The sequence below is a fragment of the Vibrio sp. 1078-1 genome (assembly GCF_033340475.1).
In genome coordinates this window covers 24,755-50,726 of record NZ_JAWOWM010000017.1, presented here as the reverse complement: position 1 = coordinate 50,726, position 25,972 = coordinate 24,755, and the positions used below count along the sequence as shown (strand labels likewise).

Sequence of the window (25,972 nt, the reverse complement as noted above, 5' to 3'; positions counted from 1 at the left end):
GGCTGATTACAATTCAGCTAATTAATTGTAATGGCTCCCTAGGTATCTTCCCTATAGCCCAGCTCAAAAGGCAAAATTATGACTACAGATACGATTGTCGCTCAAGCGACCGCGCCTGGTCGTGGCGGTGTCGGTATTATTCGTGTTTCTGGCCCTAAAGCCAACCAAGTGGCGTTAGAAGTCACTGGCAAAACACTAAAGCCCCGCTACGCAGAGTACCTGCCGTTTAAGTCAGAAGATGGCACTGTGCTTGATCAGGGCATCGCACTGTACTTCCCTAACCCACACTCATTTACAGGTGAAGACGTACTTGAGCTGCAAGGCCATGGCGGCCCTGTCGTGATGGATATGCTGATAAAACGCATTCTAGGTATAGATGGTATTCGAGCTGCTCGCCCTGGTGAGTTCTCTGAACGCGCATTTCTGAACGATAAACTCGACCTCGCTCAAGCCGAGGCGATCGCAGACCTCATTGATGCCAGTTCTGAAGAAGCAGCAAAATCGGCACTGCAATCCTTACAGGGCGCATTTTCAGGCCGCATTAATACCTTAGTTGAGTCGCTGATTCATTTGCGTATCTATGTTGAAGCAGCCATCGACTTCCCTGAAGAAGAGATCGACTTTTTGGCCGACGGTAAAGTGGCTGGTGACCTACAAGCCATCATCGACAACCTAGATGCGGTGCGCAAAGAAGCTAACCAAGGCGCTATTATGCGTGAAGGGATGAAAGTCGTGATTGCGGGTCGTCCAAATGCGGGCAAATCAAGCCTACTGAACGCGCTATCGGGTAAAGAATCTGCAATCGTAACCGACATCGCAGGAACCACGCGTGATGTACTGCGTGAGCATATCCATATTGATGGCATGCCACTACACATCATTGATACAGCAGGTTTGCGTGATGCTTCCGATGAAGTAGAGAAAATCGGTATCGAACGCGCGTGGGATGAAATAGCCCAAGCAGACCGCGTGTTGTTCATGGTGGATGGCACGACAACCGATGCCACCGATCCGAAAGATATCTGGCCAGATTTTGTGGATCGCCTACCAGACAACATTGGCATAACGGTGATCCGTAATAAAGCGGATCAAACGGGTGAAGATATGGGGATCTGCCACGTCAATAACCCTACTCTTATCCGTTTGTCAGCGAAGACTGGTGCAGGGGTTGAAGCTCTGCGCGATCATCTCAAGGAGTGTATGGGCTTCTCTGGCAACAGTGAAGGTGGGTTTATGGCTCGTCGTCGTCATCTCGATGCATTAGAACGTGCCGCACAGCACCTTCAAATAGGCCAGGAGCAGCTTGAAGGCTATATGGCAGGTGAAATATTGGCTGAAGAGCTACGCATCACCCAACAACATCTCAATGAGATTACCGGTGAGTTCAGTTCTGACGACTTACTGGGACGAATCTTCTCTTCATTCTGTATCGGGAAGTAAATAATCGAACGCGCGGTGCTGAGCTTAACTCACACCGCGTTTCTTTTTGTACGGCAAGCCATCCATGAGCTTTAGCCGTCGCATTCAATAAGGAAGAAGTATGATCCACATTATTACAGGCAGCACGTTAGGTGGCGCAGAATACGTAGGGGATCACCTGAGTGATCTATTCAACGAGAATGGATTTGAAACAACGATCCACAACCAGCCTTCCCTCAGTGATATCGAAAATCAAGGTACGTGGTTGGTGATCACCTCTACACATGGAGCTGGTGAGTATCCTGATAATATCCAACCTTTTATCGCAGCATTACAAAATACACCGCCAAAAATGACTGATGTAAAATTTGCGGTGATTGCGATTGGTGACTCTAGCTACGATACGTTCTGTGCCGCTGGTCAACACGCTTATGATTTATTAGAGGATATTGGTGCAACCCCTCTCGCAGATTGCTTTAAAATCGATGTACTGAGCCATGATGTGCCAGAAGACGCCGCAGAGATGTGGTTAAAAGAGAATATCGAACGTTTTTAAACTCACGACTTTCCCTTCAACAGAGTCGAAATTCGGCTCTGTTTTCTCCCATGTGAATAACTCCCACCAAATTATTTTGTTTAACCGCTCAAAAACTAACCAAACAGACTGTGGATAACTACAATAATATCCAGTGATTTTCCTTTAGTTATCCCAATAACAACTTTGATCAATTTTACCCCCTGTGTATAACCACCACTTTTGATCCCAGGTAATCCTCGTTCTGATCCAATCATGATCACAAGATATGATCCAAAGAAGATCCATGATCTTGTTGATCATTTTTAGGTTATCCACAGAAACGGTCGATCCTAATAGTAGATCTAATAAGAGATCATATATATAGATCTTATATATATTTATCTTGAAGCTTAAAACGGATAAAACGAGAAAACGTTTTTCTCTCTGGCATAAAGCAGGTAAAATACGGCTCCTTTATCTGTCCATTAAATCCCTTTGAATACCTGAGGTCAGTTCATGCTTTATCACGAAAACTTTGACGTCATTGTTGTCGGTGGCGGACACGCAGGAACGGAAGCCGCGCTCGCATCTGCACGCACAGGACAAAAAACGCTTCTCCTTACCCATAACATCGATACATTAGGCCAGATGTCTTGTAATCCGGCGATCGGTGGTATTGGTAAAGGTCACTTAGTAAAAGAAGTAGATGCTATGGGCGGTTTGATGGCTGAAGCCATCGACCATGCAGGTATTCAGTTTCGTACACTAAATGCCTCCAAAGGTCCTGCAGTACGAGCAACTCGAGCTCAAGCCGATCGCGCTCTGTACAAAGCGTACGTTCGTAATGCATTAGAAAATGCGCCTAACTTAACGTTGTTCCAGCAGTCAGTTGATGATCTGATTGTTGAACAAGATCGCGCAGTTGGTGTGGTAACTCAAATGGGACTTCGCTTCCATGCGAAAGCCGTTGTGCTAACCGTGGGTACCTTCCTTGGTGGTAAGATCCACATAGGTATGGAAAGCTCGTCTGGTGGTCGTGCCGGGGATCCACCATCGATCGCATTAGCGGATCGACTGCGTGAACTGCCGTTCCGTGTGGATCGTTTAAAAACAGGTACTCCACCGCGCATTGATGCTCGTACTGTTGATTTTTCAGTGCTAGAAGCTCAGCATGGTGATAACCCAACGCCTGTATTCTCGTTCATGGGCAAACGTGAACAGCATCCGCGTCAGATTCCATGTTTCATCACCCACACCAATGAACAAACTCACGATGTGATCCGTAGTAACTTGGATCGCAGTCCAATGTACGCTGGTGTGATTGAAGGTATTGGTCCTCGTTACTGTCCGTCTATTGAAGACAAAGTGATGCGTTTCGCTGACAAAAACAGCCACCAAATCTTCATTGAGCCAGAAGGCCTAACCACGCACGAGTTATACCCTAATGGTATCTCGACCAGCTTGCCATTTGATGTGCAAGTACAAATCGTGCGCTCAATGAAAGGGTTTGAAAATGCACACATCGTTCGCCCAGGTTATGCGATTGAATATGATTTCTTCGATCCACGTGATTTGAAGCAAACGTACGAGACGAAGTTCATCCGTGGTTTGTTCTTTGCTGGCCAGATTAATGGTACGACTGGCTACGAAGAAGCCGCAGCGCAAGGCTTGATGGCGGGCCTAAACGCAAGCTTGTTTAGCCAAGACAAAGAAGGCTGGAGCCCACGTCGTGACCAAGCTTACATGGGCGTGTTGATTGATGACTTATCGACCATGGGTACCAAAGAGCCGTACCGCATGTTCACTTCTCGTGCGGAATATCGCCTGCTACTTCGTGAAGATAATGCCGATTTGCGTTTAACGGAAAAAGCGCGCGAGCTAGGCTTGATTGATGATGTTCGTTGGGCTCGCTTTAACGAGAAAATCAACAATATGGAAACGGAGCGTCAGCGTTTGAAAGCAACGTGGATGAATCCGAAGTCAGAGGGTGTTGATGAGTTGAACAAGCTGCTGAAAACCCCAATGGCCCGTGAAGCGAGTGGTGAGGATCTTCTGCGTCGTCCAGAGATCACTTATTCACAACTGACGCAACTTGAAGCGTTTGCTCCTGCTCTTGAAGATCAGCAAGCGGCTGAGCAAGTTGAAATTCAAGTGAAATACGATGGTTACATCAAGCGTCAGCAGGAAGAGATCGAAAAATCACTGCGTCACGAAAATACCAAGTTACCTGCTGATTTGGATTACCGCGATGTAAAAGGTTTATCAAACGAAGTCGTTGCTAAACTGAGCGAGGCCAAACCAGAGAGCATCGGTATTGCATCACGCATTTCTGGTATTACGCCTGCTGCAATTTCTATTCTACTTGTTCACTTGAAAAAGCATGGTTTGCTGAAGAAAGGTGAGGAAGAATAATGAGCGCATTGCGAACAAAGCTGGATTCACTGATCGCGAAAACCGATTTGGAAGTGTCAGAACAGCAACGAGAGCAGTTAGTTGGTTATGTCGAACTGCTCGACAAATGGAACAAAGCGTACAATTTAACATCGGTACGTGATCCGCTTGATATGTTAGTGAAACATATTCTTGATAGTATCGTTGTAAGCGCACACCTGCCCGGTGAGCGCTTCATTGATGTTGGTACTGGTCCGGGGTTACCGGGCATCCCTTTGGCAATCATGAACCCTGAGAAAACCTTCTTTTTGCTCGACAGTCTTGGCAAACGCATCCGTTTTATCAAGCAAGTTGTGCACACATTAGGGCTGAAAAACGTGACACCAATTCAAAGTCGCGTCGAAGAATTCCAGCCTGAAGAAAAATTTGATGGCGTTTTGAGTCGAGCTTTTGCTTCAATGACAGACATGGTGGAATGGTGCCACCATTTGCCGAAACAAGAGCACGGGGTGTTTCTAGCGCTGAAAGGACAGCACCCTAAAGATGAAATGGATCAGCTTCCTGAATGGTGCAGTGTGACAGAGATCATATCTTTGGCTGTTCCTGAGTTGGAAGGTGATCGTCATCTAGTAATCTTATCGCGCAAGGAAAATTAGCGAGGTAATCGTGGGTAAAATTGTAGCAATCGCCAACCAGAAAGGTGGGGTCGGCAAAACAACAACGTGCATTAACTTAGCGGCTTCGATGGCGGCAACAAAGCGCAAGGTTTTGGTGATCGATCTCGACCCGCAAGGCAATGCTACGATGGCCAGTGGCGTGGATAAGTATATGGTCGACGCCACCGCATACGATCTTTTGGTTGAAGATACACCGTTCGATCAAGTCGTTTGTACCCAAACAACAGGGAAGTATGATTTGATCGCGGCGAACGGAGACGTGACCGCGGCAGAAATCAAATTGATGGAAGTTTTCGCTCGTGAAGTGCGTCTAAAAAATGCATTGTCGTCAGTTCGCGATAACTATGATTTCATCTTTATTGATTGTCCTCCCTCTCTAAACCTTCTTACAATCAATGCGATGGCGGCAGCTGACTCTGTGCTGGTGCCGATGCAATGTGAATACTTTGCGTTAGAAGGTTTAACTGCTCTTATGGATACAATCAGCAAGTTAGCGGCTGTTGTGAATGAAAACCTAAAAATCGAAGGTTTATTGCGTACCATGTACGACCCACGCAACCGCTTATCGAATGAAGTATCCGATCAACTTAAAAAACACTTTGGGAATAAAGTTTACCGTACTGTCATTCCACGTAATGTTCGTTTGGCTGAAGCGCCAAGTCACGGTAAGCCTGCAATGTACTACGATAAGTACTCCGCAGGTGCCAAAGCGTATCTTGCTCTAGCGGGCGAAATGCTCCGCCGCGAAGAAATCCCAGTTTAACTCTAACCTAAGGAATTCAATCCCATGTCTAAGCGTGGTCTCGGAAAAGGACTGGATGCGTTATTGTCGACCAGTTCGTTTGCTCGTGAAAAACAGCATATTGCATCGCATAGCCAAGAATTATCGGCAGACGGTGAGTTAACCGATTTAGCGATTGGTCAATTGCAGCCGGGCGTATACCAACCGCGTAAAGATATGGCGCCTGAAGCGCTAGAAGAACTAGCGGCTTCGATTCAATCACAAGGCATTATTCAACCAATCGTGGTTCGCCAGGTCGAAAATGGTCAGTTTGAGATCATCGCAGGTGAGCGCCGCTGGCGTGCTGCAAGGCAGGCGGGTTTAAAGCGCGTGCCGTGTTTGGTGAAAAAAGTTGAAGATCGTGCCGCCATCGCCATGGCGTTGATTGAAAACATTCAACGTGAAGACTTGAATGTGATTGAGGAAGCCCAAGCGCTTGAGCGTCTACAAGATGAATTCACGCTGACACATCAGCAAGTGGCCGATGTGATTGGTAAATCAAGAACGACGGTGAGTAACCTATTACGTCTGAATCAGTTGGAAGTTGATGTAAAAGGTCTGGTTGCAGATAAAAAATTGGAAATGGGGCATGCTCGAGCTCTGTTAGCGTTAGAAGGCGAACAGCAAGTCGAAGTAGCTCAACAAGTGGCTAAGAAGCAAATGACTGTTCGCCAAACCGAACAGTTAGTAAAAAAGTGCTTAGCCCCACAAAATGAGCAAAAAGGGCAACAAGAGGATACCGAAGCCGAGCAAATGTCGCATAAATTGAGTCAGCTGCTTGATGCAAAAGTTTCTCTTACCCGTTCTGCAAACGGAAAAGCGAAATTGACGATAAGTCTTGATGAGCCTCACAAATTGGACCAACTAATTGCCAAGCTTGAGGCCTAGATGAGATAATTGATTTAGGTCAATTAATCTAATTAATCGAATTTTGTGCGAAAGTTGTCGTTTTGTAAACAAAACTGTAAGTTTTTGATGCAATCGAATTGCTTTACGTTGAACTGAACGTATAATTTTCGCCAATTTCCCAGCACAGAGAGTTAAGTGCGAAGTGGATATTACTAGAGGTACGAATACATGGTAGCTGCGTTAGCTAGACCAGGACGAGAGCTCGCAAGGCAATTGTTAATGATCCAGTCTGGCGCGGTTATTTTTGTGGCAGCAGGAATGGCGGTAGCCATAAATCCTGACTGGGGATTTTCAGCGCTGATTGGCGGAGGCATTTTTGTTGTTGCCAATGCAGTATTCGCGCTGTGTGCTTTCATGTTTAGTGGAGCTCGCGCTGCCAAGCGCATCGCTGCTTCCTTCTATACGGGTGAAGTACTGAAAATTCTCATCACGGTTGCACTGTTCTATGTTGCCTACATGTATATGCAGGTGGAACTTGTTCCCCTCAAACTAACCTATTTGCTGGTACTAGGTATTAATATCTGTGCACCAGTGCTATTCATTAACAACAAAAAATAGGATGAGTTATGGCTGCGCCAGGTGAAGCGCTAACATCGTCCGGTTACATTGCCCACCACCTTTCTAACCTATCGCTATACAAGTTGGGTTTAGTAGGGTCGGAGACAAGTTTCTGGAACGTACATATCGATAGCCTGTTTTTTTCTTGGTTTACTGGTTTAATTTTCCTCGGAATTTTTTACAAAGTAGCAAAGAGAACAACAGCGGGTGTACCGGGTAAGCTTCAGTGTGCTGTAGAAATGATCGTTGAATTTGTCGCCGATAACGTCAAAGACACGTTCCATGGACGCAACCCACTGATCGCGCCTTTAGCACTGACTATCTTTTGTTGGGTATTTTTGATGAACGTGATGGACTTAGTTCCTATCGACTTCTTACCATACCCAGCAGAGCATTGGCTAGGTATTCCTTACCTTAAGGTTGTACCGTCTGCTGATGTGAATATCACCATGGCTATGGCTCTAGGCGTTTTTGCATTGATGATTTACTACAGCATCAAAGTAAAAGGTCTAGGTGGATTCGCAAAAGAACTTGCACTACATCCATTCAATCACCCACTGATGATTCCGTTTAACCTACTAATTGAAGTGGTATCGCTATTAGCGAAACCTCTATCACTTGGTATGCGTCTATTCGGTAACATGTTCGCGGGTGAGGTTGTATTCATTCTTTGTGCGGCAATGCTACCATGGTACTTACAATGGATGGGTTCACTACCGTGGGCAATCTTCCATATCTTGGTTATTACGATTCAAGCCTTCGTATTCATGATGTTGACAATTGTTTACCTGTCAATGGCACACGAAGATCCTGATCATTAATTTTTTTAAAGCTTTTTATTTGGGCACTAAGCCAACAACTATAAATTGGAGATAGTAATGGAAACTTTACTGAGCTTTTCTGCAATCGCCGTAGGTATTATCGTCGGTCTTGCTTCTCTTGGTACAGCGATTGGTTTCGCACTGCTAGGTGGTAAATTCCTAGAAGGTGCTGCACGTCAACCAGAAATGGCTCCTATGCTACAAGTTAAGATGTTCATCATCGCGGGTCTACTTGATGCGGTTCCAATGATCGGTATCGTAATCGCGCTACTATTCACTTTCGCAAACCCATTCGTTGGTCAACTAGGTTAATCACCTTTAACTCGGGACGGGCGATTATCGCTTGTCACTGATTAACACTAAGTCCAAATAGAGGGGTAGCTGTTGTGAACATAAACGCAACTCTGCTAGGTCAAGCAATCTCGTTCGCACTATTTGTGTGGTTCTGCATGAAGTATGTATGGCCACCATTGATGCAAGCGATCGAAGAGCGTCAGAAGAAAATTGCTGATGGTCTTCAAGCAGCAGAACGTGCTGCGAAAGACTTGGATCTAGCACAAGCCAACGCTTCTGATCAATTGAAAGAAGCGAAGCGCACAGCAACTGAGATCATCGAACAAGCGAACAAGCGTAAGTCTCAAATTCTTGATGAAGCTCGCGAGGAAGCTCAGGCAGAACGCCAGAAAATCCTAGCGCAAGCAGAAGCAGAACTTGAAGCTGAACGCAATCGTGCACGCGATGAGCTGCGCAAACAAGTTGCTACTCTGGCTGTAGCTGGTGCTGAGAAAATCCTTGAGCGTTCTATCGATAAAGATGCGCAAAAAGATATTCTCGACAACATTACTGCAAAACTTTAAGTCTGGGGGCGCATATGTCTGATTTGACTACTATCGCACGCCCCTATGCTAAAGCAGCCTTCGACTTTGCTTTAGAGAAAGACCAGTTGGACCAATGGGGCCAAATGTTATCTTTTGCTGCTGAAGTGGCCAAAAACGAACAAATGAACGAACTACTAACGGGTTCGGTTTCTGCTGAAAAAATGGCAGAAATTTTTGTTGCAGTTTGCGGCGAACAAGTTGATGCGCACGGTCAAAACCTTTTGAAGGTAATGGCTGAGAATGGTCGTTTAGCGGCCCTTCCTGATGTTTGCACGGAGTTTTTTACTCTGAAAAAAGAACATGAGAAAGAAATTGATGTTGAAGTAATTTCAGCAACAGAGCTTTCTGATGAACAACTTGCAAACATTGGCAGCAAACTTGAAAAGCGTCTTGAACGCAAAGTGAAGCTGAATTGCAGTGTAGATGAGACCCTACTTGGTGGGGTTATTATTCGAGCCGGAGACCTAGTCATCGATGACTCAGCGCGTGGTCGTTTGAACCGCCTGAGCGATGCATTGCAGTCTTAATGGGGATTGGAGCATGCAACTTAATTCCACGGAAATTAGCGATCTGATCAAACAACGTATCGAATCTTTCGAAGTTGTTAGTGAAGCTCGCAACGAGGGTACTATCGTATCGGTAAGCGATGGTATCATCCGCATCCACGGCCTAGCGGACGTGATGCAAGGTGAAATGATTGAATTACCGGGTGGCCGTTATGCACTGGCACTTAACCTTGAGCGTGACTCGGTTGGTGCGGTTGTAATGGGCCCATATGCTGACCTTAAGGAAGGCATGAAAGTTACAGGTACTGGCCGCATTCTTGAAGTGCCAGTTGGTCCAGAACTACTAGGCCGCGTAGTAAATACGCTGGGTGAGCCTATCGATGGTAAAGGTCCAATCGAAGCGAAAATGACTTCGCCTGTAGAAGTGATCGCACCAGGTGTAATCGACCGTAAATCGGTAGACCAACCTGTGCAAACTGGTTATAAGTCAGTTGACTCAATGATCCCAATCGGTCGCGGTCAGCGTGAGCTTATCATCGGTGACCGTCAGATTGGTAAAACAGCACTGGCGATCGACGCGATCATCAACCAGAAAGACTCTGGTATTTTCTCTATCTACGTAGCAATCGGTCAGAAAGCATCGACTATCGCTAACGTTGTTCGCAAACTAGAAGAGCACGGCGCACTACAAAACACTATCGTTGTAGTTGCATCAGCTTCTGAATCTGCAGCGCTTCAATACCTAGCGCCTTACGCAGGTTGTGCGATGGGTGAATACTTCCGCGATCGCGGTGAAGACGCACTGATTGTTTACGATGATCTATCTAAGCAAGCGGTAGCTTACCGTCAGATCTCTCTACTACTTAAACGTCCACCAGGCCGTGAGGCATTCCCAGGTGACGTATTCTACTTACACTCGCGTCTACTAGAGCGTGCAGCTCGTGTAAACGAAGAGTACGTAGAGCGTTTCACTAACGGTGAAGTGAAAGGTAAGACTGGTTCTTTGACTGCTCTTCCTATCATCGAAACTCAAGCAGGTGACGTTTCAGCATTCGTACCGACTAACGTAATCTCGATTACCGATGGTCAGATCTTCCTACAAACTGAGCTATTCAACGCTGGTGTTCGTCCTGCTGTTGACCCTGGTATCTCAGTATCTCGTGTAGGTGGTTCAGCTCAGACGAAAATCATCAAGAAACTATCAGGTGGTATCCGTACAGCACTAGCTGCATACCGTGAACTAGCGGCATTTGCTCAGTTCTCTTCTGACCTTGATGACGCAACGAAGAAACAGCTAGACCATGGTCAAAAAGTTACAGAACTAATGAAGCAGAAGCAGTACGCTCCAATGTCTGTATTTGACCAAGCTCTAACTATCTTCGCGGCAGAGCGCGGTTACCTTGATGATGTAGAACTTAACAAAGTTCTAGATTTCGAGGCGGCTCTACTATCGTACGCTCGCGGTCAATACGCTGAACTAGCAGCTGAGATCGACAAGTCTGGCGCTTACAACGATGAAATCGAAGCTCAGTTGAAGAAACTGACTGACGACTTCAAAGCAACCCAAACTTGGTAATTAGGTCGGTGGCAGTTTCTGCCACCAACTAACGGAGAGTAACGATGGCCGGCGCAAAAGAGATACGTAATAAAATCGGTAGTGTTAAAAGCACTCAGAAAATTACGAAAGCGATGGAAATGGTAGCAGCTTCAAAAATGCGTCGTTCTCAAGATGCAATGGAAGCTTCTCGTCCATACGCTGAAACAATGCGTAAAGTGATCGGTCATGTGGCTAACGCAAACCTAGAGTACCGTCATCCGTACCTAGAAGAGCGTGAAGCTAAACGTGTTGGTTACATCATCGTTTCGACAGACCGTGGTCTGTGTGGTGGTTTGAACATTAACGTGTTCAAAAAAGCCGTTACAGACATGCAAGCATGGAGAGAGAAAGGTGCTGAGATTGAGCTAGCCGTTGTTGGCTCAAAAGCAACAGCTTTCTTTAAACATGGTGGCGCAAAAGTTGCGGCACAGGTTTCTGGTCTTGGAGATAATCCAAGCCTACAAGACCTAATCGGCTCTGTTGGCGTAATGCTGAAGAAATACGATGAAGGTGAACTGGACCGTCTATATGTAGTATTCAACAAGTTTGTTAATACTATGGTTCAGCAACCAACGATCGATCAATTGCTACCTTTGCCTAAATCGGACAGCGAAGAGATGCAGCGTGAGCATTCATGGGACTACATCTATGAGCCTGAACCAAAACCTCTACTGGATACGCTATTAGTGCGTTACGTAGAGTCTCAGGTATACCAAGGTGTGGTTGAGAACCTTGCTTGTGAGCAAGCGGCTCGAATGATTGCGATGAAGGCTGCAACGGATAACGCAACCAGTTTGATTGACGATTTGGAACTTGTGTACAACAAAGCCCGTCAGGCTGCGATTACACAAGAACTATCAGAAATCGTTGGTGGTGCAGCTGCGGTTTAAGCTTAGGTAAAACGAAATAGTTTAGAGGATTAACGATGGCTACAGGTAAGATCGTACAGATCATCGGTGCGGTAGTCGACGTAGAGTTCCCACAGAGCAATGTACCTAGTGTATATGACGCTCTAAACGTAACGGACTCAAAAGAGCGTCTAGTTCTTGAAGTTCAACAACAGCTAGGCGGTGGCGTAGTTCGTTGTATCGTAATGGGTAGCTCTGATGGTTTACGTCGTGGAGTTGAAGTGGTTAACACTGGCGCTCCAATTTCAGTACCAGTAGGTACTAAAACTCTAGGTCGTATCATGAACGTCCTAGGTGACGCGATTGACGAGCGTGGTGAAGTGGGTGCGGAAGAGGTTTACTCTATCCACCGTAGTGCACCAAGCTACGAAGAGCAATCAAACGAAATTGCACTTCTAGAAACGGGCGTTAAAGTAATCGACCTAATTTGTCCATTCGCTAAGGGTGGTAAAATCGGTCTATTCGGTGGTGCAGGTGTAGGTAAGACCGTTAACATGATGGAACTTATCAACAACATCGCACTACAGCACTCAGGTCTATCAGTATTTGCTGGTGTTGGTGAGCGTACTCGTGAAGGTAACGATTTCTACTACGAGATGCAGGAAGCGGGCGTTGTAAACGTTGAGAAGCCTGAAGAATCAAAAGTAGCGATGGTTTACGGTCAGATGAACGAGCCACCAGGTAACCGTCTACGTGTTGCACTGACTGGTCTAACAATGGCAGAGCGTTTCCGTGACGAAGGTCGTGACGTACTACTGTTCATTGATAACATCTACCGTTACACACTTGCAGGTACAGAGGTATCAGCACTACTAGGTCGTATGCCTTCTGCGGTAGGTTACCAGCCAACTCTTGCAGAAGAGATGGGTGTACTTCAGGAGCGTATCACGTCAACGAAATCAGGTTCTATCACGTCTGTACAGGCGGTATACGTACCTGCGGATGACTTGACTGACCCGTCTCCAGCAACAACGTTCGCGCACTTGGATGCAACGGTTGTACTTAACCGTAACATCGCTGCAATGGGTCTATACCCTGCGATCGACCCGCTAGATTCAACATCTCGTATGCTTGATCCACTAGTCGTTGGTCAAGATCACTACGAAGTTGCTCGTGGTGTTCAGCAGACTCTTCAGCGCTACAAAGAGCTGAAAGATATCATTGCTATCCTAGGTATGGACGAGCTATCTGAAGAAGATAAGCAAGTTGTATCTCGTGCACGTAAGATTGAGCGTTTCCTAACTCAGCCTTACCACGTAGCAGAAGTATTTACAGGTGACCCTGGTATTTACGTACCTCTAAAAGAGACTCTACGTGGCTTTAAAGGTCTACTAGCTGGTGAATACGACGACATTCCTGAGCAGGCATTTATGTACTGCGGTAGCATCGACGATGCTATTGAGAATGCGAAGAAGCTATAAGGCTAACTAGGAGGCGATATGGCAGCAATAACCTTTCACCTAGACGTAGTAAGCGCTGAGAAGAAAATCTTCTCTGGTCGTGTTGAAACGTTTCAGGTGACCGGTAGCGAAGGTGAACTTGGTATTTTCCATGGTCACACACCGCTGCTGACCGCTATCAAGCCTGGTATGGTGCGTATTGTGAAACAGCACGGCCACGAAGAAATTATTTATGTTTCTGGTGGTATGGTAGAGATTCAGCCTGGTACAGCGACTGTACTAGCTGATACAGCTATCCGTGGTGAAGAGCTAGACGCAGCGAAGGCAGAAGAAGCCAAACGCCGCGCTGAGGAGCAAATCCAGAATCAGCATGGTGACATGGACTTCGCACAAGCGGCCAGTGAACTGGCTAAAGCCATTGCTCAGCTACGAGTTATCGAGCTGACAAAAAAGCGTCGCTAAGCTCAATTAGCAACGTTGCATGAAAAAAGGCGGCCAATTGGTCGCCTTTTTGATTAATTTTAGTTGGAAATTTACATCCCACCATTAACTAATCCTTCCAAGGTGTTTAAAATAACGCCCAATTAAAATAGAACGTCAATAGGTTATTAATGAAATTCAGTGCTGTGATCCTTGCAGCGGGTAAAGGTACCCGTATGCATTCGAACATGCCTAAAGTGCTACACACTTTGGCAGGCAAGCCAATGGCAAAACATGTTATCGATACATGTACAGGTCTTGGCGCACAAAACATCCACTTAGTATATGGTCACGGTGGTGATCAAATGCAAACCACTCTTGCAGAAGAGCCTGTAAATTGGGTGCTTCAAGCGGAGCAGTTAGGGACAGGTCATGCGGTTGATCAAGCGTCTCCGAAGTTTGAAGACGATGAAAAAGTACTGGTGCTTTACGGTGATGTTCCACTGATTTCAGCTGAAACGATTGAAAACCTATTAGATGCACAGCCAACAGGCGGTATTGCACTACTAACAGTGATTCTAGATAACCCGACAGGCTACGGTCGTATTATCCGTAAGAATGGTCCTGTTGTGGCGATCGTTGAGCAAAAAGATGCAACAGAAGAACAAAAACAAATTAAAGAGATCAACACTGGCGTGATGGTTGCGACTGGTGGGGATCTTAAGCGTTGGTTGTCTGGCTTAAACAACAACAACGCACAAGGCGAATACTACCTAACTGACGTTATTGCAGCTGCACACGATGAAGGTCGTGCCGTTGAGGCAGTACACCCAGTCAATGCCATTGAGGTGGAAGGGGTCAATGACCGCGCACAGCTTGCTCGTCTAGAGCGTGCTTTCCAGTCAATGCAAGCTCAGAAGCTGCTAGAGCAAGGTGTCATGCTACGCGATCCAGCACGCTTTGATTTGCGTGGAGAGTTACAGTGCGGTATGGACTGTGAAATCGACGTGAATGTTATCGTCGAAGGTAAAGTTTCACTGGGTGATAACGTGGTTATCGGTGCGGGTTGTGTACTGAAAGATTGTGAAATCGACGACAACACCATCGTTCGCCCTTACAGTGTGATTGAAGGTGCAACGGTTGGTGAAGAATGTACGGTTGGTCCATTTACTCGCCTTCGTCCTGGTGCTGAAATGCGTAACGATTCCCATGTGGGTAACTTCGTTGAAGTGAAAAATGCGCGCATCGGAGAAGGTTCAAAAGCGAACCACCTAACTTACTTAGGTGATGCAGAGATCGGTCAACGTACTAACATCGGCGCAGGTACTATCACTTGTAACTACGATGGTGCGAACAAGTTTAAAACCATCATCGGTAATGATGTATTTGTTGGTTCTGATAGCCAGCTGGTGGCGCCTGTCACTATCGCTGATGGCGCAACCATCGGTGCAGGCACGACACTAACAAAAGATGTTGAAGAAGGTGAGTTAGTAATTACTCGCGTCAAAGAGCGCAAAATTACTGGCTGGCAGCGTCCCGTAAAACAGAAATAAGCATTACCTGCACTCTGTCGCTATATTGTCAAAGCCGCTCAACAAGAGCGGCTTTGTTGTTTCTAGCTAAGGCTTCATCGCTAGTAGCTAGGAATGGCAATACGTTTTTCGAGCCAACGAACGGCTTGAGATACAAATAGGATGAGCAACAAGTACTCCAAAACGAGGAAGGTATAAATCTCTAAGGGTAAGTACTCATTCACCACCAGCTCATTAGCACGGCGAGTGAGATCGCTTAAACCAATCACGCTGACTAAAGAACTCATCTTGAGAATGTAGACAAATTGATTGCCCAGTGGAGGGAGGATTTGTCGAAATGCTTGGGGAAGAATTACCAAGCGCATCTTTTGCCAATAGCTTAAGCCCAAAGATTCAGCCGCTTCATGTTGGCCACGGCTGATAGCTTGTATCCCACCGCGAAACACTTCCGCCATAAACGCACTCTCAGCGATAGTCAGTGCAATAACACCCGCCCAAAAGTGATTGAGTGAGACATCCAATAGTGTAGGCATGCCGTAATACACCCAAAGTAGTAAGACTAAAACTGGCACTGAACGGATCACCTCGACATAAATACGGTTTATCCACTTCAGAGAGGCTGAGTCCGACAGAGCGGGTAACGCAACGATCAGACCCAAGCTCATCGCAAATAACATACTGAGGAGTGATACCTGAATGGTGTCGTTAAACCCAGCGATTAAAAACTTTAGATTGGTGAGCCCTTGATCCGTCGAAGGGTCAAGTACATACCAGCCCCATTGATAATCTGAACAACCAGTGAGTAATAGCAGTGAAAACAGCCATAGAGTTCGAAACGTCACATTTACTCCCTGAATTAACTAAAAAACTTCCTTTGTTGCTGCTATGTTATCAGTAGAGCTCTAATAAAGGTTAATTATTAAACCGTATAAGGTCATTATTTTTAAGGGAATAAAAATGAGAAAGATTTTACTAGTGCTAGGAATGTGTTTGCTTGCTGCGACTCAAGTCGCTCACGCTGAAAGCCGTCTTCAATCCATTTTAGACAATGGCGTACTCCGAGTTGGAACGACGGGAGATTGGAATCCGATGACGATGAAAGACCCTGCGACAAACAGTTATCGTGGCTTCGATATTGATGTAACAACAGAGCTTGCTAAAGATCTTGGTGTAAAAGTGGAGTATGTGCCCACGGATTGGAAGACGCTAGTTAATGGCATTACCGCCAACAAATACGATATTACTGGCAGCGCATCTCTGAACATGTCGCGCGCGAAAGTAGCTGGATACAGCCAGCCGTATTTCTACCTTGCCTTTGTACCTGTGGTGCAAAAGAAAGATCTCGCCAAATTCTCTGATTGGGCGGATTTTAATAAACCAGAAGTAAAAGTCGCGGCGACGTTAGGTACGGTACAAGAAAAAATGGTGAAAGAATTCTTCCCGTCTGCTCAACATATTGTTATTGAAGCGCCAGCGCGCGACTTCCAAGAACTACTAGCTCGCAGGGCCGATGTATCGGTGACGTCCAATGTGGAAGCAGCGACGTTAGTGGACAAGTTTAAACAGTTGGCGATAGTGCCAGTGACCGCACCGCGTAAACCAACCCCAATTGCTATGTTGTTGCCGCAAGACGATCAAGTATGGATTAATTACATCAATCACTGGGTAGAGTTGAAAAAGACTCAAGGCTTTTTTAAGCAGACTGCCAAGAAGTGGGGGTTGAAAAGCTTATAAACAGAAAGAGCCGCATTGCGCGGCTCTTTTTATTATCTGAACGATTAAAGTTCGTCTTCACTCACGACTCGGGCGTTGTCAGGAGTCGTAAAGTGCTTGGATAATTCGCGATTCGACAGAATGTATCCCATCCACAGCCCACCCATACAGATGATGATTGCGATGCCAGTAACCATCTGAGCTTGGCTTGCCATTGCGGCTACCAATGCACTTGAGAAGCTACTTACACAGATTTGCAGGCTGTTTTGCAGACCTGCTGCTGTTGCAGGGCTCTGTTGTGCGCTGGCCAATGCACGGTTTACCACGATTGGGTACAGCGCGCCGTTAGCAACGGCAATCAAACAGAATGGCGCAAGAATAGGCCAAATCGATGACAGATCCCACTGTGAAGCAATGAAAATCATTAATGCCGCGACACTAAATAGGCCAATCAGTTGGCGCAGAACCTTTTCATCACCAAATTTTCGAACGCCTACTTTACCTAAGTAGCCACCAGCCATAAACGCGATGGTTTGTGGGATAAAGCTCAAACCAATATCTTTTGCTTCGTAGCCCAGTTGCGCCATGATTTCTGGCATCCCAGTTAGGTAAGCAAAGAATGCAGCTGAAGCCGTCGCAAACATAAACACGTTGCCAAGGTATTTTTTAGAACTCAGCAGCGCTTTGATGTCGGCAGACATACTGGTTTGTTTGATTTCTGCTTTCTCGTCTTTTTGTGCCATGGTCGCAAAGACCAAAAAGACACCAACCAGTGTTAGCGTAATAAAGATACTGTGCCAGCCGAAGTTATCTGCCAACACTACCCCTAATTGAGGTGCTAGTGCTGGTGATAGCGCGACGAGTGGCATGATTGTCGCAAAAATTTGTTGGCTACTGCTTGAGTAGCGTTTAATGACCATAGCCTGCCAGATCACGGCTGGTGCACACACACCGATAGCTTGGATAAAGCGCAGTGTGAGTAGTTGCCATACTTGATCACAGAAAGCCAAACCGAATGACGCGATAGTAAATAGCACCAACCCGGCTGCGAGTGTATTACGATGGCCAAATTTATCGGATGCCAATCCCCACATTAGCTGGCCAATCGCCATACCAACGAGGAATACCGTTAAAGAGAGCGCAATTTGCTCAGGGCCTGTTGCAAAGTCGATTTCCATCGCTTTGAATGCTGGCAGATACATATCGGTAGCAACGAAGCCAAGCATCGATAATGCTGCCAGATAAATGAGCTGTAGTTTTGAGATTTTCATGATTCAACCAGTCAAATTATTTAATCATTTTTTAATCAACATCAGTTGGCGCCAACCCTGATTTATTTACCTTATTATTCTATTTTTCGATTTTGAGAAAATAAAACGCTAAAATTGTTGGTTATCAATCAAATTTTTTGAAAGGTTAAATCATGTTCTCTAAAGCGTCTTTGGAAATGCTGGATACGGTTGCCCGTTTAGGCAGTTTCACCGCTGCGGCTGAGGTATTGCATAAAGTCCCCTCAGCCATCAGCTATGGAGTAAGGCAGGTCGAGCAAGATTTAGATGTGGTGCTGTTTCGACGTTTACCAAGGAAAGTCGAGCTAACTCCAGCGGGTGAACTTTTTATGGCCGAGGCGCGCTCTTTGCTGCGTCAAATGGAAGAGGTGAAAGCACAAACGCGGCGAGCGGCTCAAGGATGGAAAAGCACGTTAAAGCTGACCTTAGATAACGTGGTGAAGTTAGAAAAACTCAAACCTTTGGTGGAAGATTTCTATCGCGAGTTTGAATTTGCTGAATTGCAGATCAATATGGAGGTCTTCAATGGTTCTTGGGAAGCCATAGCACAAGGTCGAGCCGACATTGTCGTTGGCGCGACATCTGCGGTTCCCGTTGGGGGAGATTTTGAAGTCAAAGATATGGGCGTATTAGATTGGGCATTTGTAATGTCACCCGCTCATCCTTGCGTTCGACAACAAGTGCTTACTGAAGCGTTTGTGAGTCAATTTCCGGCGATCTGTCTTGATGATACTTCGAACGTGCTGCCAAAACGCCATACTGGCCATTATCCGCAACAGCGCCGATTATTATTGCCCAATTGGTATAGTGCGATTGAATGTTTAAAAAATGGGGTGGGCGTGGGTTACATGCCACGTCATATTGCAACACCCTTAATCAATGATGGTGTGCTGGTGGAGAAGGTCATGCCGGATGATAAACCGCTCAGTCACTGCTGCTTAGTATGGCGCAAAGATGATAATCATAAATTGATCCAGTGGATGGTGGACTATCTTGGGTCGCCTAATCAGCTACATAAAGATTGGTTACAGTCATAAAAAACACCTCGCATTAGCGAGGTGTTTTCATTGATATGTTTAAAATGTGGCGTTTTATGACAAGAAAAACTTATACGATGGGTTGTCTGTCTCGTCTTTGCATTGATAGCCAAGTTCACGTAAATGTGCAGAAAACTGAGCTAAATCGCTTTCATCTAACTCGAAACCACATAAAACACGTCCGTAGTCAGCGCCGTGGTTACGGTAGTTGAACAAGCTGATATTCCAATGAGTACCGAGTGTGCTTAAGAACTTGAGTAGCGCTCCCGGATATTCTGGGAATTCAAAGCTGTAGAGGCGCTCTTTAAGCGGCTTAGACGGCTTACCACCAATCATGTAGCGCACGTGCAGCTTCGCCATTTCATCATCAGACAAATCAACCACTGGGTAGCCACCATCACGTAAGTCGTGAATGATATGTTCTAGCTCTTCCTGACCGCCTTGCAAACGCACACCGACAAAGATATTTGCCAATGCGTCATCGTTGTAGCGGTAGTTAAACTCCGTTACGGCGCGGCCGCCAATGAGGTTACAGAACTCAAAGAAGGCACCTTGACGCTCAGGAATGGTGACGGCAAGCAAACCTTCACGTTTCTCACCAAGCTCGCAACGCTCAGAAACATAACGTAAGCCATGGAAGTTAGTGTTGGCACCAGACAGCACAGTACCTAAATTCTTACCTTGCAGTTTGTTTTGCTCAGCAAACTTCTTCAAACCCGCCAGAGCAAGCGCGCCAGAAGGCTCTGCAATCGCACGGGTGTCTTCAAAGATGTCTTTTACTGCTGCGCAGATTTCATCGCTAGAGACGGCAATATGGCCATCAATGTACTTTTGGCATAGACGGAAAGTCTCTTCGCCAATGCGTTTTACAGCGACGCCATCGGCAAACATGCTGACTTGGTCTAGTACTACTGGCTCACCAGCATCCAAAGCAGCTTTGAGGCATGACGAATCTTCTGGCTCAACTGCAATCACTTTGATTTCTGGCATGAGCTGCTTCACAAGTACCGCAACACCCGCAGCCAAACCGCCACCACCGACAGGGACGAAAATGTAATCAAGGTGACCATTTTGCTGCAGCATTTCCATGCCGATGGTGCCTTGACCTGCAATCACCAGTGGGTGATCGAAAGGAGGGACAAATGTGTACCCATGCAGATCAGAAAGGCGTTCCGCTTCCGCTTTTGCCTCATCAAAGTTGCTGCCGTGCAGCACTACATTGCCACCGAAGCCACGTACCGCATCGACTTTGATGTCTGGTGTGGTTTTAGGCATCACGATGGTGGTTTTGATGCCTAGCTTAGTACCAGAGAGCGCCATGCCTTGAGCGTGGTTACCTGCCGATGCTGCAATGACACCAGCGGCTTTTTGTGCTTCAGATAAACTCGCCACCATGTTGTATGCACCGCGCAATTTGAACGAGTGTACGGGTTGGCGATCTTCACGCTTGATCTGCACGTTATTCCCGATACGTGCAGATAAACGAGGCATTTCTTGCAGTGGCGTCACTGTTGCTACTTCATAAACAGGTGCGCGAAGGATTTGGCGCAGATAATCTGCGCCAGTTTGGTTCACTTGTTTTTCGGGTTGAGCTTCCATCATTGCTAGCCCTCTAGCTTCGACTTGTCTCGTACTGCACCCTTGTCAGCACTGGTTGCCATACTCGCGTACGCTTTGAGTGCAAATGAAACTTCACGTTGGCGGTCAACTGGTTTCCAGCCTAGTTCGTCTTGTTTTGCACGGCGCTCAGCAAGTTCTTGTTCAGACACTTGGAGTGAAATTGAACGGTTTGGAATATCAATTGCGATTATATCGCCTTCTTTTACCAGGCCAATTGCACCGCCGTTTGCTGCTTCAGGAGAGGCGTGGCCGATAGAAAGACCTGATGTGCCGCCAGAGAAACGGCCGTCAGTCAGAAGTGCACACTCTTTGCCAAGGCCCATCGATTTTAGATAAGTGGTTGGGTAAAGCATTTCTTGCATGCCCGGACCACCTTTAGGGCCTTCGTAACGGATAACAACCACGTCGCCAGCTTTTACTTTGCCGCCTAAGATGCCTTCTACGGCGTCTTCTTGGCTTTCGAAAACTACGGCTGGGCCAGTGAATTTATGAATGCTCTCATCCACACCAGCAGTCTTAACGATACAACCATCTAATGCGATGTTGCCTGATAGAACGGCTAGGCCACCTTCTTGGCTAAAGGCATGATCGATAGTACGAATACAGCCTTCCGCACGGTCGTCATCAAGGCGATCCCAGCGGCAATCTTGTGAGAACGCTTGAGTAGTACGAATTCCCGCAGGACCTGCGCGGTAGAACTTAAGTACTTCTTCGTCTTCAGTTTGGATGATGTCGTATTTCGCCAGCTGCTCTTTCATCGAAAGGCCAAGCACGGTGCGCGCATCATTGTGTAGAAGACCTGCACGATCTAACTCACCAAGAATTGCCATGACGCCACCAGCGCGGTGTACGTCTTCCATGTGATATTTCTGGGTAGATGGTGCCACTTTACATAGGTGTGGTACTTGGCGTGATAGGCGATCGATATCTTCCATATCGAAATCCACTTCACCTTCTTGCGCTGCAGCCAACAGGTGCAAAATGGTGTTGGTTGAGCCACCCATTGCAATATCCAGTGCCATCGCATTTTCGAACGCATCAAACGTAGCGATGTTGCGTGGCAGTGCTGATTCGTCATCTTGCTCGTAGTAACGACGAGTCAGTTCAACGATACGACGACCTGCATTAAGGAACAGTTGTTCACGGTCAGCGTGCGTTGCCAGCATAGAACCGTTACCTGGTTGAGAAAGACCTAGTGCTTCCGTTAGACAGTTCATTGAGTTTGCAGTGAACATGCCTGAACACGATCCACACGTTGGACATGCGCTGCGTTCGATCTGCTCGCTTTGCTCATCAGACACTTTTGGATCCGCGCCTTGGATCATCGCATCTACAAGGTCTAGTTTGATGATCTGATCAGAAAGCTTGGTTTTACCCGCTTCCATTGGACCACCAGAAACAAAGATAACCGGGATGTTGAGACGCATAGATGCCATCAACATTCCCGGAGTGATTTTGTCACAGTTAGAGATACATACCATGGCATCGGCACAGTGCGCGTTGACCATGTACTCCACAGAGTCTGCGATCAGTTCGCGTGAAGGCAGTGAGTACAGCATGCCGCCGTGACCCATTGCGATACCATCATCAACCGCGATGGTGTTGAATTCTTTTGCGATGCCGCCGGCTTTTTCGATTTCACGCGCTACAAGCTGGCCCATGTCTTTCAGGTGTACGTGACCCGGAACAAATTGAGTAAACGAGTTTACAACGGCGATGATTGGTTTACCGAAGTCTTCTTCTTTCACACCCGTTGCACGCCACAGTGCTCGTGCACCCGCCATGTTACGACCATGTGTGGTGGTAGCTGATCTATATTTTGGCATTTCCTAATCCTTCTTACTTCTGTTCTGGGTACACATAGTCTAACCAGCCCCACTTATCTTCCGTGGTGCCGTCAAATAGGCCAAAGTAGGCTGCTTGTAGTTCTTTAGTGATTGGGCCGCGTTTACCTGTACCTACTTCAATTTTGTCGATGGTTGCCACTGGTACAATCTCAGCCGCAGTACCTGTCATGAAGACTTCATCGGCAAGGTAAAGGGCTTCACGAGCAATGTTCGCCTCACGTACTTTGTAGCCTTTATCGCGTGCAATTGTCATGATCGAGTCACGAGTGATGCCCGGTAGAATCGCGCTAGTTGCTGGTGGTGTAGTGATTACGCCATCTTTGATAACGAAGATGTTTTCACCAGCCCCTTCCGATAGGTAACCATCTACGCTTAGCGCAATACCTTCGTCGTAACCGTGACGACGCGCTTCACCACCAACCAGTAGTGAAGATAGGTAGTTACCGCCTGCTTTAGCCGCAGTTGGGATGGTGTTTGGCGCAGCGCGATTCCAGCTTGAAATCATCGCATCGACACCTTTTTCTAGCGCTTCTTCGCCTAAGTAAGAGCCCCAAGGAAATGCTGCAATGATTAGATCCATCTCAGTGCCAACTGGTGGACATACGCCTAAGCCAACATTCCCGACAAAACCCAATGGACGAATGTAAGCGCTGTCGAGTTTGTTTTGGCGCAGTGTTTCGCGGGTCGCTTCCATGATTTCTTCTACAGAGAAAGGGATCGGAAAGCGGTAAATCTTGGCAGAATCTTTTAGACGTTGTGCATGCTCACGGTGACGGAAGACAATTGGGCCTTTTGGTGTGTTGTAACAGCGCACGCCTTCAAACACGGATGTACCATAGTGCATTGCGTGAGTCAGAACGTGAACGTTCGCCTCTGCCCATGGAACCATCTCACCATTAAACCAAATGAAATCTGCAGTTTTCGTTGCCATTTGTTGCCTTCCTTATGCACTGACGTGTTGTTGTAAGTTGTGATTTGGCAGTTCATCGTTGCGGATTTTTAGCACCTCAACCTTACGAACGTCCCACAACTTCTCTATTTGATTGATCAAAAACGAGATTGGTCGATCGCTGTCGACGATGATCTCGACGCTGGCTACTTTGCTTTCGTGGTTTTGCGTAGCAGCGACTTGTTTGATCACGAAACCTCGGTGACGAATCACACGTAGAACGCGCTCCAACAGTACCGGTTTGTCATCGGCTTTGATGTCGAGTAAATATCTGTCCATGCGATTGTCTCCTATGTATTTTCCAACATATCACTGTTTGATGCGCCAGGTGGCACCAATGGCCACACGTTTTCTTCTTCATCAATCAAAACGTGAAGCATGTAAGAAGTTTCACTCGCTAGCATCTCTTTGAGAGCAGGTTCGACTTCTTCTTTCTTGGTGATGGTTTTGCCCGGGATATCGAATGCTTTTGCTAACATCACGAAATCTGGGTTGTCATCAAGAATGGTTTCACTGTGGCGACCGTCAAAGAACAATGACTGCCATTGGCGAACCATGCCAAGACGTTGGTTATTAAGAAGGACAATCTTCACTGGAATCTGCCGACGCTTCAGCGTGCCCAATTCCTGAACGTTCATCATAAATGAACCGTCACCTGTAATAAGGATAGACTGATCATCAGGACGTGCGACTGCAGCGCCCATCGCTGCTGGCAAGCCAAAGCCCATGGTGCCAAGGCCTGCAGAAGTGATAAAATTTTGTGGTTCGCGTGGCTGGATATGTTGCGCTGCCCACATCTGATGCTGACCGACGTCGGTCGAGACAATTGAGCTATCTGGCATCATGTCAGACAGTTGTTTAAGCAATAGCGGTGCGTAGATTAACTCGCCTGGGTGGTCGTAACGCCACTTAAAGCCGCTGCGCAGACTTTCACTGTGATGAACCCACGGTGAGATATCTTGAGTCAGCTCTAGCTGAGGAAGAATGGTGTTGATGTCGCCACGTAATGGTGCGTTGGCGTGGCGCAGTTTATGAATCTCCGCAGCATCAATGTCGATGTGAATCACTTTCGCATTTGGTGCAAACGTATCGAGCTTACCCGTCACACGGTCATCAAAACGCGCGCCAACCACGATCAATAGATCGGCTTCTTGAACCACTAGGTTGGCGGCTTTGGTGCCATGCATACCCAACATACCAAGATAGTGGGGATCATGGCGTTCAATGGTACCGAGGCCTTTTAATGTGCTAACTGCAGGCATTGGGTTTAAGCGAAGAAATTCGCGTACTGCATCGGTTGCTTTCGCAAGTTGCACGCCACCACCAACATACAACACTGGGCGAGTAGATGCTGCCAGCACATCTTGCGCACGTTTGATATCTTCAGCGCTGACATCTTCGATTGCTGGTGCTATGTATGGAGGAAGAAGGTCTGTAGGTGCTTGAGCGAGTTGAACGTCTTTGGCGATATCGACAATGACAGGACCCGGACGACCGGTTTTTGCGACCTCAAAGGCTTCGGCAAGTGTCGGAGCTAGATCTTCAATTTCGGTCACGAGATAGCTGTGCTTAGTACAGGCTAGGGACATTCCGATCACATCCATTTCTTGGAATGCATCGGTACCGATATGAGAGCTAGCAACCTGGCCTGTGATGGCAACTAGAGGTACGGAGTCAAGGAAAGCGTCGGCAAGGCCGGTAACAAGGTTAGTGGCTCCTGGGCCAGAAGTTGCCATGCACACAGCAACGTCTTGAGTGGAACGAGCCATCCCGATAGCTGCCATAGCGGCCCCTTGCTCGTGACGGCATAGGATGTGTTCCACCCCACCGTCATACAAAGCATCATAGATTGGCATGATGGCCCCGCCGGGGTAGCCAAAAACGGTTTCGATGCCTTGCTGTCTTAAAGCGGCTACGACAAGTTGTGCACCAGTCATCGTAAACCTCCTTTGCTACGTTGTGGCTCGTAGCGATTGCCATATTTATTGCACTTCATGTGCACTCCCATTCTTCCCGTTAAACTGTCCGAGGGTTAGACAGATGACAACTTGTAGTTGTAAAAAAACCCCCGGACTTTTCAGTGCGGGGGTTTTTTGTAATTTGTGGTTACCTTTCGCCCACAATACCCCGCGCGGTGCCAATAATGACCACGATAATCAGGGCTAGCAGTGCGTTGATATGAGCGAAAAGGTTCATCTGTCTG

25 protein-coding genes are annotated in these 25,972 nt (G+C 46.8%); 18 read left to right on the top strand and 7 right to left on the bottom strand.

All coding sequences use genetic code 11. The features are described 5' to 3' along the window. Nucleotides 1-78 precede the first annotated feature (78 nt). From mnmE to glmU, 16 genes are all read left to right on the top strand, one after another. Entirely contained in the window at nt 79-1,440 is a 1,362-nt protein-coding gene (mnmE, locus tag R7190_RS22045) for a tRNA uridine-5-carboxymethylaminomethyl(34) synthesis GTPase MnmE (protein ID WP_005383836.1), read from the top strand. A gap of 100 nt (nt 1,441-1,540) precedes the next feature. Continuing rightward, on the top strand, nt 1,541-1,975 hold the full coding sequence (gene mioC, locus R7190_RS22040; RefSeq protein ID WP_136976933.1) for an FMN-binding protein MioC: 435 nt from the start codon (nt 1,541-1,543) through the stop codon (nt 1,973-1,975). Nucleotides 1,976-2,452: 477 nt separating this feature from the next. Next, on the top strand, nt 2,453-4,348 hold the full coding sequence (gene mnmG / locus R7190_RS22035; protein ID WP_186584577.1) for a tRNA uridine-5-carboxymethylaminomethyl(34) synthesis enzyme MnmG: 1,896 nt from the start codon (nt 2,453-2,455) through the stop codon (nt 4,346-4,348). Next, on the top strand, nt 4,348-4,983 hold the full coding sequence (gene rsmG / locus R7190_RS22030) for a 16S rRNA (guanine(527)-N(7))-methyltransferase RsmG (protein ID WP_005378902.1): 636 nt from the start codon (nt 4,348-4,350) through the stop codon (nt 4,981-4,983). Before mnmG ends, rsmG begins: the two co-directional genes overlap by 1 nt. A 10-nt stretch (nt 4,984-4,993) precedes the next feature. After that, entirely contained in the window at nt 4,994-5,767 is a 774-nt protein-coding gene (locus R7190_RS22025) for a ParA family protein (protein WP_005383838.1), read from the top strand. A gap of 24 nt (nt 5,768-5,791) precedes the next feature. After that, on the top strand, nt 5,792-6,673 hold the full coding sequence (locus tag R7190_RS22020; RefSeq protein ID WP_005383840.1) for a ParB/RepB/Spo0J family partition protein: 882 nt from the start codon (nt 5,792-5,794) through the stop codon (nt 6,671-6,673). 189 nt (nt 6,674-6,862) lie between these two features. After that, nucleotides 6,863-7,252 carry a F0F1 ATP synthase subunit I gene (locus R7190_RS22015; protein ID WP_005378921.1) on the top strand — a complete coding sequence of 130 codons (390 nt, stop codon included), beginning with the start codon at nt 6,863-6,865 and terminating at the stop codon, nt 7,250-7,252. Between the two features lie 8 nt (nt 7,253-7,260). Continuing rightward, nucleotides 7,261-8,073 (top strand): F0F1 ATP synthase subunit A, encoded by an 813-nt coding sequence (gene atpB / locus R7190_RS22010; RefSeq protein WP_005378922.1) that lies wholly within the window; start codon nt 7,261-7,263, stop codon nt 8,071-8,073. Between the two features lie 57 nt (nt 8,074-8,130). Then, nucleotides 8,131-8,385, top strand: coding sequence for a F0F1 ATP synthase subunit C (atpE, locus tag R7190_RS22005; RefSeq protein WP_002540812.1), 255 nt, complete (start codon nt 8,131-8,133; stop codon nt 8,383-8,385). A 74-nt stretch (nt 8,386-8,459) separates the two neighbouring features. After that, on the top strand, nt 8,460-8,930 hold the full coding sequence (gene atpF, locus R7190_RS22000; RefSeq protein ID WP_005378929.1) for a F0F1 ATP synthase subunit B: 471 nt from the start codon (nt 8,460-8,462) through the stop codon (nt 8,928-8,930). Nucleotides 8,931-8,944: 14 nt separating this feature from the next. Then, nucleotides 8,945-9,478: a F0F1 ATP synthase subunit delta gene (atpH, locus tag R7190_RS21995; RefSeq protein ID WP_186584576.1), complete on the top strand. Its 534-nt coding sequence runs from the start codon at nt 8,945-8,947 to the stop codon at nt 9,476-9,478. A gap of 13 nt (nt 9,479-9,491) precedes the next feature. Then, entirely contained in the window at nt 9,492-11,033 is a 1,542-nt protein-coding gene (gene atpA / locus R7190_RS21990) for a F0F1 ATP synthase subunit alpha (protein WP_005378931.1), read from the top strand. Between the two features lie 44 nt (nt 11,034-11,077). Further along, the gene (gene atpG / locus R7190_RS21985; protein WP_005378932.1) at nt 11,078-11,944 is read left to right on the top strand and encodes a F0F1 ATP synthase subunit gamma; all 867 of its coding nucleotides are present in this window, start codon (nt 11,078-11,080) and stop codon (nt 11,942-11,944) included. A gap of 35 nt (nt 11,945-11,979) precedes the next feature. After that, a complete protein-coding gene (atpD, locus tag R7190_RS21980; protein WP_005383849.1) occupies nt 11,980-13,383 on the top strand; it encodes a F0F1 ATP synthase subunit beta in 1,404 nt (467 codons plus the stop codon). Nucleotides 13,384-13,401: 18 nt separating this feature from the next. Further along, a complete protein-coding gene (locus tag R7190_RS21975; protein ID WP_005378937.1) occupies nt 13,402-13,824 on the top strand; it encodes a F0F1 ATP synthase subunit epsilon in 423 nt (140 codons plus the stop codon). A gap of 149 nt (nt 13,825-13,973) precedes the next feature. Next, nucleotides 13,974-15,335, top strand: a complete 1,362-nt coding sequence (gene glmU, locus R7190_RS21970; RefSeq protein WP_132937263.1) for a bifunctional UDP-N-acetylglucosamine diphosphorylase/glucosamine-1-phosphate N-acetyltransferase GlmU — start codon at nt 13,974-13,976, stop codon at nt 15,333-15,335. 80 nt (nt 15,336-15,415) lie between these two features. Here glmU and R7190_RS21965 read toward each other — a convergent pair whose 3' ends face one another. Then, nucleotides 15,416-16,156 (bottom strand): amino acid ABC transporter permease, encoded by a 741-nt coding sequence (locus R7190_RS21965; protein WP_005383852.1) that lies wholly within the window; start codon nt 16,154-16,156, stop codon nt 15,416-15,418. A gap of 115 nt (nt 16,157-16,271) precedes the next feature. Between R7190_RS21965 and R7190_RS21960 the strand changes: the two genes are divergently transcribed. After that, nucleotides 16,272-17,048 (top strand): transporter substrate-binding domain-containing protein, encoded by a 777-nt coding sequence (locus tag R7190_RS21960; protein WP_005378944.1) that lies wholly within the window; start codon nt 16,272-16,274, stop codon nt 17,046-17,048. A 44-nt stretch (nt 17,049-17,092) separates the two neighbouring features. On the opposite strand, the gene punC is transcribed toward R7190_RS21960, so the two are convergent. Then, complete coding sequence (gene punC / locus R7190_RS21955; RefSeq protein WP_054579443.1) at nt 17,093-18,298, bottom strand: purine nucleoside transporter PunC; 1,206 nt, start codon at nt 18,296-18,298, stop codon at nt 17,093-17,095. A 152-nt stretch (nt 18,299-18,450) separates the two neighbouring features. On the opposite strand from punC, the gene punR reads away from it, so the two are divergent. Next, a complete protein-coding gene (gene punR, locus R7190_RS21950; RefSeq protein WP_005378948.1) occupies nt 18,451-19,353 on the top strand; it encodes a DNA-binding transcriptional activator PunR in 903 nt (300 codons plus the stop codon). 54 nt (nt 19,354-19,407) lie between these two features. On the opposite strand, the gene ilvA is transcribed toward punR, so the two are convergent. Genes ilvA through ilvG form a run of 5 tightly spaced genes read right to left on the bottom strand, consistent with a single transcriptional unit; the run spans nt 19,408 to nt 25,706 of the window. After that, a complete protein-coding gene (gene ilvA, locus R7190_RS21945) occupies nt 19,408-20,955 on the bottom strand; it encodes a threonine ammonia-lyase, biosynthetic (protein ID WP_017635600.1) in 1,548 nt (515 codons plus the stop codon). A gap of 2 nt (nt 20,956-20,957) precedes the next feature. After that, entirely contained in the window at nt 20,958-22,799 is a 1,842-nt protein-coding gene (gene ilvD / locus R7190_RS21940) for a dihydroxy-acid dehydratase (RefSeq protein ID WP_132937262.1), read from the bottom strand. Between the two features lie 13 nt (nt 22,800-22,812). After that, nucleotides 22,813-23,751, bottom strand: coding sequence for a branched-chain-amino-acid transaminase (gene ilvE, locus R7190_RS21935; protein ID WP_025768922.1), 939 nt, complete (start codon nt 23,749-23,751; stop codon nt 22,813-22,815). Nucleotides 23,752-23,763: 12 nt separating this feature from the next. Then, on the bottom strand, nt 23,764-24,048 hold the full coding sequence (ilvM, locus tag R7190_RS21930) for an acetolactate synthase 2 small subunit (protein WP_005378958.1): 285 nt from the start codon (nt 24,046-24,048) through the stop codon (nt 23,764-23,766). Between the two features lie 11 nt (nt 24,049-24,059). Further along, nucleotides 24,060-25,706 (bottom strand): acetolactate synthase 2 catalytic subunit, encoded by a 1,647-nt coding sequence (ilvG, locus tag R7190_RS21925; protein WP_005378960.1) that lies wholly within the window; start codon nt 25,704-25,706, stop codon nt 24,060-24,062. Nucleotides 25,707-25,972: the final 266 nt, after the last annotated feature.